11 protein-coding genes are annotated in these 16,735 nt (G+C 60.3%); 3 read left to right on the forward strand and 8 right to left on the reverse strand.

The window, feature by feature from the left end; genetic code table 11:
- Positions 1–522: 522 nt before the first annotated feature.
- Positions 523–1,278, forward strand: coding sequence for a Sir2 family NAD-dependent protein deacetylase (locus tag J3U06_RS07600; RefSeq protein ID WP_267444806.1), 756 nt, complete (start codon positions 523–525; stop codon positions 1,276–1,278).
- 197 nt (positions 1,279–1,475) lie between these two features.
- Here the strand turns inward: J3U06_RS07600 and ilvA are convergent, their stop codons facing one another.
- The 6 genes from ilvA to J3U06_RS07630 form a co-directional block, all read right to left on the reverse strand.
- Positions 1,476–2,741 carry a threonine ammonia-lyase gene (gene ilvA / locus J3U06_RS07605; protein WP_267444807.1) on the reverse strand — a complete coding sequence of 422 codons (1,266 nt, stop codon included), beginning with the start codon at positions 2,739–2,741 and terminating at the stop codon, positions 1,476–1,478.
- Between the two features lie 264 nt (positions 2,742–3,005).
- Positions 3,006–5,471 (reverse strand): trehalose-phosphatase, encoded by a 2,466-nt coding sequence (gene otsB, locus J3U06_RS07610; protein WP_267444808.1) that lies wholly within the window; start codon positions 5,469–5,471, stop codon positions 3,006–3,008.
- Between the two features lie 162 nt (positions 5,472–5,633).
- Entirely contained in the window at positions 5,634–7,544 is a 1,911-nt protein-coding gene (locus J3U06_RS07615; RefSeq protein WP_267444809.1) for a glycoside hydrolase family 13 protein, read from the reverse strand.
- A gap of 87 nt (positions 7,545–7,631) precedes the next feature.
- Positions 7,632–8,531 (reverse strand): carbohydrate ABC transporter permease, encoded by a 900-nt coding sequence (locus J3U06_RS07620; RefSeq protein ID WP_267444810.1) that lies wholly within the window; start codon positions 8,529–8,531, stop codon positions 7,632–7,634.
- A 1-nt stretch (position 8,532) separates the two neighbouring features.
- Complete coding sequence (locus J3U06_RS07625; RefSeq protein WP_267444811.1) at positions 8,533–9,471, reverse strand: carbohydrate ABC transporter permease; 939 nt, start codon at positions 9,469–9,471, stop codon at positions 8,533–8,535.
- A 20-nt stretch (positions 9,472–9,491) separates the two neighbouring features.
- On the reverse strand, positions 9,492–10,748 hold the full coding sequence (locus tag J3U06_RS07630) for an ABC transporter substrate-binding protein (RefSeq protein WP_267444876.1): 1,257 nt from the start codon (positions 10,746–10,748) through the stop codon (positions 9,492–9,494).
- Between the two features lie 231 nt (positions 10,749–10,979).
- Here J3U06_RS07630 and J3U06_RS07635 point away from each other — a divergent pair, with 231 nt between their 5' ends.
- A complete protein-coding gene (locus tag J3U06_RS07635) occupies positions 10,980–12,263 on the forward strand; it encodes an ROK family transcriptional regulator (RefSeq protein ID WP_220236659.1) in 1,284 nt (427 codons plus the stop codon).
- A 22-nt stretch (positions 12,264–12,285) separates the two neighbouring features.
- Here J3U06_RS07635 and J3U06_RS07640 read toward each other — a convergent pair whose 3' ends face one another.
- Positions 12,286–14,511 (reverse strand): alpha-galactosidase, encoded by a 2,226-nt coding sequence (locus J3U06_RS07640; RefSeq protein WP_416378953.1) that lies wholly within the window; start codon positions 14,509–14,511, stop codon positions 12,286–12,288.
- A gap of 176 nt (positions 14,512–14,687) precedes the next feature.
- Positions 14,688–15,662, reverse strand: a complete 975-nt coding sequence (locus J3U06_RS07645) for a ketopantoate reductase family protein (RefSeq protein ID WP_267444813.1) — start codon at positions 15,660–15,662, stop codon at positions 14,688–14,690.
- A gap of 274 nt (positions 15,663–15,936) precedes the next feature.
- Here J3U06_RS07645 and J3U06_RS07650 point away from each other — a divergent pair, with 274 nt between their 5' ends.
- A complete protein-coding gene (locus J3U06_RS07650) occupies positions 15,937–16,734 on the forward strand; it encodes a sulfite exporter TauE/SafE family protein (RefSeq protein WP_324123867.1) in 798 nt (265 codons plus the stop codon).
- Position 16,735 lies beyond the last annotated feature (1 nt).

The raw sequence follows: 16,735 nt of genomic DNA on the forward strand, positions 1-16,735 counted from the left end.
CCGGGCGGGCATCGGACTGGCAATCAAAAAGCTATAAGTAGCACAAACACGCTCTTGAGTTCTCAAACCACCACCACACCAACAAGCCATTCAACTTCTTCCCGGAAGAAGAACCGCCGTGTTGAGCAGCAAGAGATAAAGTTACCACGAGCCGGCCAAAACGCAACTCGGCCATTCTGAGAGCACCCTTAAAACCAGCAATAACAAGCCCTTAGACGGCGTGTCGTCATATGTCCCTTTTTACTTTAGAACCTCGCGAAGTTGGGACTTCAGCGTGCCGTCTCTGCTTCATGCACACATTTTATTCACAAAGTATTGCTTGAGCCACTGCTAGGTCGGCGTGTCAGCATGGCCCTTTTGAATTCTGGTCAGGACCGGTTACATCCAATACGGAGTTTGCCTTTCGTCCGCGATCGCCAGTCATCCACACCCTACGAATGCGAATGTTGATATAGGTGTATATTCGCGCACCAAGTTGGCCTTCGACTCATTGAGTCTATTAACGGATGGTAAGACGGGTGTATGAGCACAACAATTGCAGTACTGACCGGGGCGGGCATCTCGACTTCAGCCGGCATACCGGATTTCCGCGGGCCTGACGGGGTTTGGACCAAGCATCCTGATCAAATGAGCGTCTATGACCTGGACCTGTTCATGAGCGACCGGAAACAGCGGGAGTATTCATGGCGGTGGCAAAAGGAGTCGCCTGTATGGAAGGCCCAACCGGGAGTGGCCCACAAGGCACTGGCCAAGCTGGAGCAGGCAGGCATGCTGAACCTGTTGGCTACGCAGAACTTCGATGCCCTCCACGAGAAAGCCGGCAACTCCGAGGACGTCATCGTCAACCTTCACGGAACCATCGGCACCTCCCACTGTATGAAATGCGGTCAGGCATACCGGACAGCCGACATCATGACCAAGCTTGATCAGGAGCCCGACCCACACTGCCATAAGCCCATGCCCTACCAAGGCAACATGCCTTGCAACGGCATCATCAAGACTGATGTGGTCTACTTCGGTCAAGCCCTGCCTGAGGGCGCCATGGAGAAGAGCATGAGGCTGGCCAGCCAGGCCGATCAATTCTGGGTGATCGGCTCCACCTTGGAGGTGTATCCGGCGGCCTCGCTGGTGCCAGTGGCAGCCCAGGCAGGCGTGCCAATCACCATCATGAACATGGGTTCGACCCAGTATGATTCTCTGGCAACCCGACTCATCCACGAACCCATCGAAGAAGCGCTGCCCAAACTCGTTGACAAGACCATCGCCGGACAGAGTTGATTCCCCGACTGCTCTACCTAATTTTTGGATCAGAGTGACGATCTGCAGATTCCTGAAGGATCCTGCGAGAACCTGCAGGGTCCTTCAAGCAAACTCAGCAATGGGAATGGCCACTATGGCTATTCGCCCGGTCATGATCCTTGTCGCGGAAGCTTGGAAGACGAGCACCGGACCCTGGTTTCGATCGGGAAACCAAGTCAGTAGTTCTGATGGACTTGGAAGCCTCGACTGCGCAAGGTATCCAGAATCTGGGTGATGTGGTCGGGGCCGTTGGTCTCTACAGTCACCTCCAAGAGCACGCCGTTGTCATAGTGGCCGGAAGATTTGAACTGGTCGTGGTTGAGCTCGATCACATTGGCTCGCAGATCAGCCAAGACCGTGGCCACATTGACCAGCTGTCCGGGAACGTCGGGCAGCTCCACGCCAAACTGCATGATGCGTCCGCGGGAGATCATCCCCCGCTGGATGACCGCACCCATGGTGACTGTGTCGATGTTGCCGCCCGAGATGATGGGGACGATCACGTGCGGCCCAGGAGCCGACCGGAAGATATCGGACTGCAGATCCAACTGTCCTAGGGCTGCCAAGGAGACGGCACCGGCTGCCTCGACCACCAGTTTGTGCTTCTCCAGCATGAATAGGATCATTTCGGAGATGTCGCTTTCGGTTACCTGGACCAGATCATCCATATAGCGGCTGAGCAAAGCATAGTTCAGATCGCCGGGACGTCTGACGGCTACACCCTCGGCAGCCGTACGCATCTGGTCTGCTGCGACCACATGGCCGGCTGTCAGAGACTCACGCCAGGCCGGAGATCCTACTGGAGTGGCTCCAATGACTCTGACCTCAGGCTTAAAGGTCTTTACGGCGAGCGCAACACCAGCGCCCAGCCCACCTCCACCCAGGGGAACCACGATATCGGTGACATCGGGCACATCCTGAAGAATCTCCATAGCTATGGTTCCCTGACCGCAGACGACCTCATAGTCGTCAAAAGGCGGAACAAAGGTCATGCCGCGATCACGTGCCAGCCCCAAGGCGTAGTCAGAGCTTTCATCAAAGACCTCGCCCTGCAGGACAACCTCAGCACCATAGGCCCGAGTGGCATCGACTTTGAGGGGCGGCGTGATCCGGGGCATGACAATGGTGGCCTTCGCGCCCCGGCTGCGAGCAGCAAAAGCCACTCCCTGGGCATGATTGCCAGCGGAAGCAGTGACGATCCCGCGATCCAGCTCGTCCTGACTCAGCGAGGCCACCTTGTTGTAAGCTCCGCGAATCTTGAAGGATCCGGTCAGCTGCAGATTCTCCGGCTTGAGCAGAACACGATGGCCTATCCGAGCACCCAGGTCACCGGATTCCTCAATAAGGGTGTGGCGGGCCACACCTTCCAGACGTTGGGCGGCTTTTTGCAGATCAGCGGCATGATCGGCCTCAAGACAAGTAGTGATTGTTGAAGTATCCATGCTCCAAGTATGGTCGGCCAGGCCCGACCAATGGGTCTGCCGTCAACATGGTGGACACCCAAACGTACTGGAAATCAAAACATGTGAGCAATCGAACGTTTGGGCACCCGAAGACCAGACAGGTATGAGAGCAGACCTTATACAACCGAAAACAACCTGACCAATAGTCAAGCGGACCACCAACCACCAGTGAACTTGACGAATTTCACGAGCAGTCACCGGTAGTGGCTGGTGGTCACCAGTGGCAACTGGCGGTCGCCTGCCTTACTTGTCGTCTGTGAGCTGCGCATGCGCCTCGTCGACCACGGTATGGTCATCACGGAAGTCATGAGAGGGCACAGGCTCATCAGCGTCACGGGCCACGCCGGCACCCAGGTCGGCTAGCAGCAAAGTGACCGCGGTCGGGTCATTGACCCGCAGACGGGCCTTGGTCTGGCCCGGCCCGACCTTGATGGTCCAGCCCTTATCGGGTATGACGGCGAACATGGTCTCGTCCGTTTCATCGTCGCCCAAGGCCATCATGAAGTCGTAGTCGCCGCTGTTGACGAAGGGCAGGATGGCCTGGCCCTTGCTGGTGGCCACGGGGGTGACTTCGACGACCTTGGAGTTCTCCATGATCATCAGCCCCAGGCCGACCACTACTCCGCGCAGGCGATGGAGCAGATCCTGACGCTCCTGGTCGGCCACCTGGGCGTCGCTCATCCGGTAGTGCCAAGCAACCGCATCCGACTTGCTCTCCACGAAGGAACGAGGAACCCTTGTGGCCGATTCATCCATGATGGGCCGGATCACCTTCTGCCAGGTATCGGAGTCGGGCAGGCCTTTCGCCCGCTGCCACTCGTCCGAGTCGCTGCCAGGCAGGTTGCGGTTCCAAGCGCCATGTTCAGCAATCAGCCCCACCGGCAGGTTGCCGAACCAGTCCTGCATGATCTGATGGCTGCGGCCGGAGACCAGCAGGAAGTCCACATCGGGATTGCTCCCAACCTGGGTCAGCAGACGGCGGAGGGCCTGGGTGGGCTTAGCCCGCTCAGGACGGCGAACCAGCGGGGTCAGCGTCCCGTCATAATCACACAGGACCAGACGACGATGGGCGCCGTCCCACTGACGAACGATGGCGTTGTGGTGATCCATACGCAGCCTTCTATCTGTCATGCCAGGAGCGGACACCTGCCGCAGGGAGTCGAGGAACGAGGCGCACCAGTTGGCTGCAGTGCGCACCTTGAGCCGGGCCTGCATGCGAATGTTACGCCGCTTGGACTCCTCGGGAGTAATCTCCAGGGCGTTGTGCAGCGCCTCACAGACCATGTCGATGTCGTAGGGATTGACGATGAAGGCATCGGTCAGCTCGTCGGCTGCCCCGCACATGTCCGACAGGACAAGGGTGCCGTCGCGCCCGTCATGGCAGGCCAGGTACTCCTTGGCCACCAGGTTCATCCCATCGCGCAGGGGGGTGACCAGGGCTACATCGCCAGCCGTGTATATACCGCAGACCGGCTTGATGGACAGGGAGCGGGTGATGTAGTGGATGGGGGTCCAGGCCAGCAGGGAGTAGCGGCCGTTGATCTCGCCCACCAGCTGATCCACCTGGGCCTTGAGCCGCTGATAGGACTCGACGACCTCACGCGAGGGGGTGGCCAGCAGGTAGTAGGTGACATGGCCCACCCATTCAGGGTACTTGTCCAGCATGCGGCCAAAGGCCTGAAGCCGCTCGGGCAGACCCTTGGTGTAATCCAGCCGGTCCACCGAGACGATGACCTTGTTGGACCGGCTGCCCACCGAGGAGGCCGCCTGCTTGGCAAGCGTGGACTCGGGGATGTCCTCCTTCATGTAGTGGCTCCACCAGTTGGCGTCCGACGCGGCGGCTTCGTTGGCTGCGACCCCTTCAGCGGTCACCGAGGTGCGGTAGCGATGACGGGGGGACTTGCCGCAGACCTCGTCGATCCCTCGGCGCATGGCCCGGGCCAGGCTGGAATGGGCAGTACGCCGGTAGAGGTTGTAGTCGATGCCGATGGGGAAGGCGTCGATGGCTGCGCGGTGGCCGTCAGGCATCTCGACCACGCCGTCCTGGTTGATTGGCAGTTCGGGCAGCAGCCTGTGCAGCGAAGCCAGGAAGCTGGCGGAGAAGTCCACCGTGTGGAAGCCGATCAGGTTGGCGCCCAGGACGCCCTCCAGGATCTCTCGACTCCAGGGCAGGGATCGGAAGATCTCGGCGCTGGGGAAGGGCACGTGCAGGAACCAGCCGATGGAGGCATCAGGGTAGCGTTCGCGCAGCATCTTGGGCAGGAGCATCAGATGGTAGTCCTGGATCCATATGGTGTCGCCCTTGCGAATGAGCGGTTCCACCACCTGCGCGAAACGCATATTGACTTTGCGGTACATCTCCCAGTCCTCCTGACGGAAGACCGCCTCATGCGAGAAGTCATGGAAGAGGGGCCAGAGGGTGTTGTTGGAAAATCCGGCGTAGTAGCCGTTCAGCTCATCCTTGCTTAGGAAGATGGGAATGCACCGGCTCTCCCGGTAGGCCTGACGAATCCCGGCCAGTTCCTTTTCGGAGTACTTCTGAGGATCGATACCACTCCAGCCGATCCAAAGGCTGTCCTTATGGGAACGGTGGTAGGGGCCGATCGCCGTGGCCAGCCCTCCGACGTTCTGGCGCAAAGTGTAAGAGCCGTCCTCCCGTGCCTGCAGTGACATGGGCAAACGGTTGGAGACGATGATCAGACGAGACATGCAACCCGCTTTCTTTTTCCGTCCGCGACGAAGTCGTCACGACTTGCCATGACGCGGACCCATCGCCCCGGAACCCGGGGACCCAACCGGTCCGTACGGGCACAACGGGGCATCGCTGACTTCCACTCTAGCCGGGAAAGCATGCCGACGGCGAAGTTTTCCTCAGAGTCGGTAGACGAAACCCTCCCATGGGGAGAGGCGGCCGGTCAGCAGGGAGCTGGCTGTCTGCTCAGGCCGGTAGGTGGTTATGAGGATCCGGTCGGGGTCCACCGCCCCGAGGGCCATAGAGGTGAATCCGGTCTGATCCAGGCCCAGAATGGCAGCGGTCTGAGGCGGCAGCGAGGCTGGGCGGCTGCTCAGATTGACCGCAACCAGCAGGCGCTGGCAGGGCAGGGCATCCAGCACACTGGCAGCCTCAGGTCCCGACTTGGGCTCCGGCACCTGGTCCAGGGAACGGGTGAATGAATAGATCCGGTCCGCATCCGGATCCAGAAGGGTGAAGTCGCCGGCCGCCACGACCGGATTGGTGTGCCGCAGGCGGATCAGCTCCCGGTAGAAGGCCAGGACCGAATCCGGATCGCGCAGCTCGGTCTTGACGTTGACCTTGTTTCTATTAGGGTTGACGGCCAGCCAGGGCTCCTTAGGAGCGTATGAAGCCGTAAAGCCAGCGAACTTGGTGGAGTCCCACTGCATGGGGGTGCGGGCATTGTCGCGGCTCATATAAGCCAAGGCGGCCATCATGGACTCCGGATCCTGCTCGTGCGCCTGGTCGACCCGCTGGTGGTAGAGGTTGATGGACTCCAGATCCCGGTACTGGTCCAGGCTGGTGAAGCCGGCGTTGGTCATGCCCAGCTCCTCGCCCTGATAGATGTAGGGGGTTCCCCGGTGCATGTGCAGGAGGAGTCCCAGGGCCTTGGCCGAACGGGAGCGCAGCTCATCGCTGGAGGTGTCGCCCCAACGGGAGACGATCCTGGGCTGGTCGTGGTTGTCGAAGTAGAGGCTGGCCCATCCGGCCTTGGCCACAGCCTGCTGCTGCTCGTTCATGGCCGCCTTGAGCCGGGAGACCTGGAAGGGGCGGATGTCCCACTTGCTGTCCCCGGTGTCAACCTCGGTCTGGGTGAAGAGGAAGAGCATGTCCAGCTCGTGGTTGGCCGGGTCGGTGATCTGCCCGCTGCGAGCAGGGGCCAGGCTGGGAGCCTCCCCCACGGTCAGGTAGCCGTGCCGACCTTGGAAAACCTCGCTGCGCATCTGTCTGAGGAACTCATCCAGCCTGGGGCCGTCCACACAGAAGGGCGCCGAGGACGAGTACCCCTCGGGCCCTACAGAACCGTCAGCAATGGACGATCCGTCCTCGCCGGGCAGACGGCCCTCGGAGTCGACGGTCTTGGAGATCATGACGATCACATCCATGCGGAACCCGTCGATGCCCCGGTCCATCCACCAGTTCATCATGCCGAAGACGGCCTGCCGGACCTGTGAGTTCTCCCAGTTGAGGTCGGGCTGCTTCTTGGAAAACAGGTGCAGGTAGTACTCGCCGCGCTGCGGATCGTATTGCCAGGCGGAGCCCCCAAAGTAGGACCCCCATTGGTTGGGCTCTGCGCCAGGGGTGCCGGGTTCGCGGCCGGCCTTGGCGGGACGCCACCAGTACCAGTCGGCGTGCGGGTCATCCCTGTTGCGGGAGGCCTGGAACCAGGCGTGCTCGTCCGAGGTGTGATTGACCACCAGGTCCATGACCACCTTGATGCCCCGCCGGTGGGCCTGGTCCAGAAGCTCATCCATATCGTCCATGGTGCCGAACATGGGGTCGATGTCCTGGTAATCGGCGATGTCATAGCCGTTGTCATCCTGAGGAGACTTGTAGACCGGGCTCAGCCAGATCACGTCCACGCCCAGGTCGGCCAAGTAGTCCAGCCGCTGGGTGATGCCCGGCAGATCGCCGTAGCCGTCACCGTTGGTGTCCTGGAAGGACCGCGGATAGATCTGATAGACCACCGCGTTGGCCCACCAGGGATTGGGGGCGGCTCCGTTGGTCCGCACCCTATCGGGCAGCTGCATGCGTTCTTCCTGGGTCATGGCCCTCCTCACGAAGATTGGATTCCTGGGACTTCCTTGTTCTGTGACCTCCACTATAGGCCGCCCTGACTGCCTGTCCTGGCTGGGCTACTTGACAGCTCCTCTCATAACGCCGCTGATGACCCACTTCTGTGCGAACAGGTAGACGATCAGGATGGGCGCCAGAGCCATCAGGTAGCTGGAGAAGGCCATCGGATAGTTGGTGGCGAACTGGGAGCTGAAGACATACTGCGCCAGAGGGATGGTCTGACTGGTCTGATCCGTCAGGACGATCAGCGGCATGAGGAAATCGTTCCAGGCCCAGAGAGCCGTGGTGATGGCGATGGTCGCATTGATTGGACCCATAAGGGGGAAGATGATGGTCCAGAATATCCTCCAGGTGCCTGCGCCATCCAATCGGGCGGCCTCCTCAAGAGCGGTGGGGATGGATCGGATGAACCCCGTGGCGATGAAGAGGTTGGTGCCGAGTCCTAATACCACGTAGAGCAGGATCAGACCTGGCACGTTGTCCAAGTGCCAGCTGCCGAACTGCTTGGCGATGGGAAGCATGACCACGGGGAAGGGGACGAACATGGCCGCGATGAAGAAGTAGTAGAGGAAGCGGAAGAAGCGCTTGTCCATGTTCCTGGCCACGGCATAGGCCACGAAGGTGTTGGTCAGCAGGGTGAGCGCCACTGCGCAGACCGTGACGACGGCTGAATTCAGAGCGGCCTTGGGATAGTTGACCTTGTTCCAGGCATCGGCGAAATTGTGCCACTGCCAGGAAGAGGGCAGGCTGAAGGTTCCGGCTTCCGCAGGGGTCTTCAGAGCCGTGACCACGGTGAAGTAGAGCGGCACAAGAATCGTCAGGGAGAGCACAGCCACGGTGGCCGTCAGCCACCAGTTGACCCTCCTGAGGTGCGATCCCGGGGATCCCCAATGCCGCCTTCCCCTTCTTTCTGCTGATTGTGCCGGTGTCTGCGGTTGCATAAGCGCTGTCTGTGCCATCTCAGATCTTCTCCCCTCTTCTGGAAATGCCCAGCTGGATGAATGCGATCACAGCCAGGACGATGAAGAACATGACCGCGTTGGCTGTCTGGTAGGCGTACTCGCCTCCGGTAAGGCCGCCCTTGTAGATGAGGTAGGTGACTGTTTCGGTCTTGGAATCGGGCCCTCCTGCGGTCAGAGCCACCACCTGGTCGAAGGTGTTGAAGGCATTCTTCAGAGTCAGCACAAGGTTGATGGTGAAGAATGGGCCAATCAAGGGGAAGGTGATCCTCCAGAATTTCTGCCACTCATTGGCGCCATCGATGGATGCAGCCTCATAAACCTCCGAGTCGATGGTCTGCAGACCCGCCAGATATATGAGGGTCGAATAAGCCACCGCCTGCCAAACCGAGAGGAAGACGATAGGGATCCATGCATAGTGCTCGCTGGTCAGCAGGGACTGGGAGAGCCAGCTGATGCCCAGGGCCTTGCCTAGAGCCGGCAGGGGCGTCATGAAGATGTATTTGAAGACATAGCCGATGACCAGAACCGAGAGCGTGTAGGGGATGAAATAGATGACCCGGAACCCGTTCTTGAAAGCGATCTTTCCATTCAGCGCCACCGAGATGAACAGGGCGATGAAGTTGACCAGCAGGGTGATCAGGATGGCGATCAGCAAAGTGAACAGATAAGCGTGGCCCACGCGGCCGTCACGGAAGAGGGCGCCGTAATTCTTGAAGCCGATCCATGAGAAGCGCCCGTATCCCTGGGAATTCGTAAAAGAGTAGGCCACGCCCTGGAGGAAGGGCACATAGAGGAAGAGCGTGAAAATCAGGGCGGCAGGGACCGCCATCCAGTAGAAAGCGCGGTCGACCTTGCGATTGGAGAACCTTGAAGGCCGTTTTCCGGCCTTGGCTGTTCCGTCAGCAGTACGGATGCCAACGACCTTGGATTGTGCCATGTCTGAATCCTGACCTTTCATCATTGGAAGTTCCTTGCCTGGACCTTGTCCCATTCGTTCTGCATGGAACCGATGAAGCCATCCACATCCCCCTTGGTGACCATTGTCTGCAGATAGCCGCCGATATTGATGGAAGAGGGGATATAATGGTCGCAGAAGTCGGCCAAGCGGTTCTGCTGGAAGAAGGGAAGAACCCCGTTCAGGGCCGGATCACCTGCCTCCACCTTTCTGGTCGGCGTGAAGGCCGTCTGGGCCTTGGCATACGTGCGCAGCTGCTGGGGCTGCATCAGATAACGGATCAGCCGCATGGCCTCCTTGGGATGCCTGGTGCTGGCGCCCATGGTCAGCATGACATCGTCGCCAGCCGTCAGTATCTGCCGGGAGCGGGAATCATTCGCGGGCATCTGGGCGAATCCGAGGTCCACATCCGGTTCGATCATCCTGATTTGCGGTATGGCGTATGTTCCCAGGGGAAGGATCGCCACCTTGCCCTTGGCCATATTTTGGGTGCCCTGCTGGTAGGTGACGCCCTTGTCGCCAGCGGAATGGCTGAAGAGCTCGACCTCGCGCCGAGCCGGCTCCGTCCACAGGGTCTTGAAATCGGTTTTCCCAGCCATCAGATCCCTGTATCTGCTCTCGGGGACCAGGGTCCCTGCCAGTGACGCCAAGGGGGCCTGGGCGGTCCAGGAATCAGAGAGAGTGCCCTGCACAGGTTCGATGCCCAGGGACTTGAACTTGTCCATGACAGCCGTGAACTCCGACCAGGTGCGCGGCGGATTGTCAGGGTCAAGCCCGGCCTTTCGCCAAAGCGTCTTGTTGTATATGTACCCGCTGGCGTTGCCGGCAAAGGGCAGGCCATACAGGCGCTTGGCCGAAGGATCCTTGGTCTGGACCAGATTCCTGGCTATCGACACCATGCCCGGATTGAGCCCCTTGACCAAGGGATCGTCAGTGAAATCATGGAAGACCCCGGATGCCGCGAACATGCCGAAGCTGATATCGCCGTTGAAGGTGATGACGTCGGGCACCCGGTTTTTGACCAGACGAGTGCGCAAATCCGTCTGGGCATCGGCCGAATTATTGATGTTCACCCTGATGTCAGGATTCTCCTTCTCAAACTGTGCAACCATGGCCTTGAACTGGTCGGCGGCCTCGAACTTGAACTGGAAGAAGTCCAGAGTGACTTGGCCTGAATCTGCTGAGCCGCAGCCCGCCATTGCCACGACGGTCAGCAGAGCCAGGAGCGAGGCGACTCCGTTGCGAACCCAGGTCGTCATTCGACCAAGCCCGGATCCCTCCCTACTGCCGATATCCTTCATATTTGGCTCCTTTACCATCCGCACGGGCAACAATGACCTAGATGATTCTGCGGACCAGCATAGGGGACAGGGATATTTCATTCCCAGCCCCGGCGAGTTCCTTTCGTTAAGAAAGTAATTAAGATATGCTGTTCAGTGCATGGGGTTTGTCCGCAATCAGGTCGGACCAATTTTCCGTAAGGAGGCACCGTGGCCGACAGAGACAACCAGAGCTCAAACCATCACGAGAACGATTACCGCCTAGGAGAAGCACGGCCGTTCCCAGCCTGGTTCACGGCCTCCCAATATACCCACCGCATCGCCGTTGAGATCCTCCAGCACGGCCCGATCTCCAGAGTGGCTCTGGCACGGCGATTCAATTTGACCCAGGGTGCCGTATCGCGCATCACCAACGATCTGACCCACCGCGGGGTCATCAGAGAGGCAGGCACACTGCCGCAGGCAAAGAAAGACCCAGGAAGACAGGATGACGGCAATCATAGCTCCAATAGCGTAGGTAGACCGCAGCAGGCTCTGATCATCCGCCGGGAAGCCAAGACCTTCATCGGCATCAATCTTCACGGCGGCACCGCGCTGGCCACGGCGACGGACCTGGCCTGCCGACCCGTCGGCCAGCCCCACAGTCATCACATTCGACAGCGAAGCCCAGGCCAGGTCGTAAGGATGCTGTCAGACCTTGCCCAGGAATGCATGCGTGAGATCAGCCAGGCCGGGCTGCCCAGCCCCTCCGGCCTTGCCATCTCGCTGGGGGGTCGGGCGGAGGGAGACAGGATCGTCACCTACGCCCCCTTCCTGCACTGGAGCGAACCCATTGATCTTGCCACCCAGATGGAGAATACATGTGATCTGCCTTGTCTGGTCTTCAACGATCTCGATGCTCTGGCCCTGTACGAAGGATGGTTCGGCGAGGGCATCGGGCTGGATCGTTTCGCTCTGATCACCATGGGATCCGGCATCGGCTATGCCCTGAGCGAGCACGGCATGCCTGTCTCCTCACCGGATGAGGGTTTTGGGCTGATTGGCCATCAGCTGGTGGATCCGGACGGACCGGTCTGCTATCTGGGTCATCGTGGCTGCGCCCAGTGCCTGACTACAGGCTCCCTGGCTGAGCAGTACTCGCATGCCATCGGGCAGGCTGCCAGCCTTGACGAGTTGGTCAAAGACCTGGAGGAGGACATGCCACAGGCGGAGACCCTGCTCAATCTGACCGGTTATCGGCTAGGGGTGCTGATCGCTCTGGTGGCCAACGTGGCCCTGCCTGACAAGGTTCTGGTTGGCGGGGAGACTTCCTATTTGATGAAAAGGTGCGTCGAATCCGTACGCAAGGGCACAGCATCATTCCGCCACAGCCAGATGGTCGAGGTTCCCGTGAAAATCATTGACGGCGACTGGCTCCGCTGGGCCCAAGCACCGGCGGCCAGAGCAATTGCCCGGTACCTGCAGGGCCCCGGAGAGGCCGATAAGCCCGAATGAACGAGGAAACGACTGGACAGATTCAGATACGGCTCGCTTCAAAAATCACTGCCTCCGCCGGGTGAATGACCGGTGGCCGGATTCCCTGAGCGCCCAAGACCGCGCCCGGAAGGACCACGCCTTGGGAACGCCACCAGGCCAGAGGGCTCTGTCCGTTGCCGATCCGATCCAGGTCACAGCAGACATCCAAGGGTCTGATCTTGTAATCAGCCTTGGGATCCAAGCCGGGAAGTGCCAAGGGCTGCGGAGGGTAATTGACCGAAGAGGTCAACTGGGTGAAGCGGTAGAGCGCCTGCGAGCCGCCAGCAGAAACTACTCCATCCAAGCGGACTGCCGGGTCGGGTGCGTCGCCATGCACTACACGACCGGTGTGCAGCATATGCCGCCACTGCTTATAAAGATCAATCCAACGCCCCAGCTCATCCAGCTGATCCTGGGGCACGGCAAGCAGGTTCCATTCCACGCCCATATGGCCGAAGAAAGCCATGGCCGCACGCAGACCGAGCGAGGTGGCACGGCCGGTGGAATGGGCCGGGGAATCGCCCACATGCTCACCCATCATCTCCGGCGGCAGCAGTAAGGATGTGTAGCGCTGGATGTCAGCCCGCTCGACCGGATCCACGCAGTCCGAGACCCAGACCCTGTCAGCATATTCCAATACGCCCAGATCGATGCGTGCGCCCCCTGAAGCGCAGGATTCAATCTCCAAGCCAGGATGCCTGGTTTTCAGGTCGCGCATGATTCTATAGACCGCCTCGGTCTGAGCATGCATGGCAGGACGTCCCGACCGGGGCGAGCAGGCTTCGGTCACGTAACGATTGTGATCCCATTTGATGTAGTCGATGCTCATAAGCGCAATGAGCGAGTCCATGGCATCGAACACATAGCCATAGGCATCGGGATTGGTCAGATCCATGACCTGCTGGTTGCGGCCTTCGACAGGCAGCCGGGAAGGCCCCGGGGACATGACCCAGTCAGGATGTGCGCGAAAGACGTTTGAGTCTGGACTGATCATTTCGGGTTCGAACCAGAGGCCGAATTCCATTCCCAGCTGATGCACCTTGGCAGCCAGAGCCTCCAGGCTCTTAGGCCCTTCGGGCCATAACTGCCGATCGATGGACCAGTCCCCCAGTCCGGCCTCATCCGAACGCCTGCCCTGGAACCAGCCATCATCAACGACAAAACGCTCCACACCTATACGGGCGGCCTGTTCGGCCAGGGCAGCCAGCTTGTCATAGGACTGGTCGAAGTAGACCGCCTCCCAAGTGTTCAGAGTGACAGGCCTGGGATGTGAAGCCAACCCGGGATGCAGGGATCGCAGGAAAGCATGATACCTATTGGCCGCCTGGTCCAACCCTTTGCCCCGGGAACCATAGAGCCAGGGCGTGGAATACGCTGGCTGGCCGGAATGGTCATCAGCAGGAGGAAGCGCGATTTCTCCCGCCATCAGAATCTCGCCGCCGCCCAGCAATGCGGGAGCTGAAGGAATCCGCTCGGCGCTGAGCAGACCATTGCCGCTCCAACCCAAGTGGACCATGCATACCTCATCATGCTCGAATCCGAACCCGGGTCGACCCGCGCACATGACCAGGGAGGAATCAAAATCCGGCCGGCCCACCAAGCTTGAACGCTCCAGACGGCCTACGGTCAATGGCTGGCGTTGCGGGCTGCGCTCGCGCAGGTGATGACCGGTGGTGGTCAGAATCTCGCTTGCCTCGGCCGGCAAGGGGAAAGCCAGCTCCAAACCGTTGACATCCAGCTCTCTGACCTTATCCAGGTTGGACAGGTCCGCACGCTGCCTGACTAGACCGGACGAAAGCACTTGGCACTGCCAAGTCAGCCCCACGCCCTGGTCCCGGTCGCATACCTGAACTTTCAGCGTCGGAACGGCGGAGCCGTCAGGGCGGACCTGGGCTGTGCCCAAATCGACTGACTCCACCTGGAAGCGGCAAAAGACCTCAACACCGCCGCGGCAGATGCGCAGTCGGCGCTGTCCGGTCCAAGCCTCGGACTGGGTCGGAAGGATGCTGGGCCAGGCCGTCAGGTCCAGTCCTCCTGAGACCCGCTGCGGGGCCAGAGCGTCATAGGTTCCCAGAAGGGCCTGCGGATCGGCCACTGGATCGCCCCAGTGAACTATTCGCGGCAGACCCCTCCCCGGGAAAAGGGCAGCAAGGGACAGCTCGGACTGCTCCATGTAAACCAACCTGAGGGGAACCCCCAGATTCGATTTGCTCTGATAAGACCCCATCCTCGGGCCGCCGCGATGAACCTCCATGACACCTCCGCCATAAGCCCGGCGATGCCGCTCGCCGAGGCTGATAAATCAGGCTCCATGCTAAGAACCCGCGGCTAACTTGTCTGGAAGGGCGTGTTTTTCTTACTTGGGAAAGTAATTCATGGAAATCCGCTCAGCAGCTGTTTACATCAGCTCTGGCCGACCCGCTCTTCGTGGTGAACACGGAAGGCCAGCTCGGCCAGGTGGACACCGTGGGTCAGGAACTCCTGAGTCCGGCAGACATAGTCATGCTCACGGCCCAGGCGCGCCAGGTAGCCGTTGATGTAGTCCACCTCGGTCGGGCGGCCCTTGGACATGTCCTGATACATGGAGGGGTAGTGAAGCGGGTTGCTCACCCGACTGACATAGTCCACCTCGTCCAGTGTCTCCTGACGGGTCTGGATCAGCTGCTTGCCGGCCCTCTCGCAGGCGTCATAGGCCTCGTCAATCAGCTGGCGGGACATATCCTTGGCGCCCGGGTAGGAGACGAACTGGCCCATGGTGATCTGATACATGGTGCAGATGGTGTTGACCACCGAGTTGAAGATGATCTTGGCCAGGCAGGTGCCCTCGAAGTTTTCCGTCAGGATGGGGTTGAGGTTGGCGGCCTTGAAGTCCTCGGCCATCCTGCGCTCCAGGTCGGTGGTCTGCTCGGTCATGGCGCACAGGTGCAGGGATCCGGCCCCGGACTTGCCTATGAAATCCACGTCGCCGGGCCCATTGAGGACCGTGCCGATCATGGCCGTGCCACCATAGATCCGCTCCTGGGGGAAGTACTTGAGCAGCTTGTCGAAGTGACCCCAGCCGTTCATGGCCGAGACGACCACCTGATGGTCGCGGAAGAGCGGTGCGCAACGCTCCAGGACGGCCTCCAGCTGCATCTGCTTGAGCATGACGATCCAGACGTCGGGGTCGCCCTTGTAGTCCTCAGGGGTGTAAATATTAACGGCCACCAAATGCCGATTCTCATGATCGCGGGAGACATAGACGCCTCCTTGGTCGTGAACCTTGTCAATATTGGGCATCCAGGTATCCACGAAATCCACCTGCAGGCCGGCCTGCTCCTGCAGCAGCACACCCAGACGATAGCCCATGGCTCCGGCACCGATGACCGTATATCGCATCGAAATACACCCTCTTCTTTTCCTGACTAGGCGACGCACCTTCGGGGACCGGCCCGAGGGATACCAAGCAGTATGCCGGGACGGCAGAAGGGGACCAGGACAACGTTCGCATAGTGGACATAAGGATTGGAGCATGCGTGGATTCCTGCAGCGTGGAAAGCCTCGCCACGCCTAATCGACGCCGATCGGAGCATAAGCGGACATCCAGCCATCCCGGCAAAAACACCGGCATAGGCTAGAACCCATGCAAAGAGAGCAGAGAGGAGCCGGAGGGATGGACCGGCGGACCCTGGCCATCCTGGTCCTGGTGGGCGTGATCAGCGGATTCCTGTCGGGGATGTTCGGCATCGGCGGCGGATCGATCATAGTGCCTGCCCTGGTATGGACCGGACTGCAGCAACGGCAGGCCTCTGCCACGTCGCTGGCCTCCATGATCCCCATGTCGCTGGCCGGGGTGGCCTCTTACGCCCTGAGCGGGCATGTGGACTGGCTGGCGGCTCTGTTGCTGGCCGTGGGCACGGTCATTGGGGCGCAGGTCGGCACCTGGCTGCTGGACCGGCTTCCTGAGGTGATCCTCAGATGGCTCTACGTGGGCTTCCTCATGGCAGTCATTGCCCAGCAGCTGCTGTCCACGCCCTCAAGGGAGAGCAGCATCCAGCTGAGCCCAGTGGTGGCCTTGATCATTCTGCTGGTCGGCGTCCTGATCGGAACCCTGTCAGGGTTGCTGGGTGTCGGCGGCGGAGCCATCGCGGTGCCCGCCCTGGCTCTGCTGGGCGCCAGCGACCTGATCGCCAGGGGAACCTCCCTGCTGGCCATCCTGCCAAGTTCATTGTCGGGAACGTTCACCAACCTGCGGCACCACCTGGTCCACGCCGGTCAGGGGCTGCTTCTGGGAATCGTGGCCGCTCTGACCACACCTGTGGGCACCTGGGCGGCCTCGGGGGTCAGCGCGCGAGTGGGCGCCAATCTGTTCGCCGCCTACCTCTGCCTGATCGTCCTGCGCTGCATCTGGGCGGCCCTCCAGGTTACCCCGGTCTTCCAGCAGTACATGGCCAATCACAACCACCGCTAAA

This window comes from Bifidobacterium sp. B4142, assembly GCF_026537325.1.
In the GTDB taxonomy this organism is placed as follows: domain Bacteria; phylum Actinomycetota; class Actinomycetes; order Actinomycetales; family Bifidobacteriaceae; genus Bombiscardovia.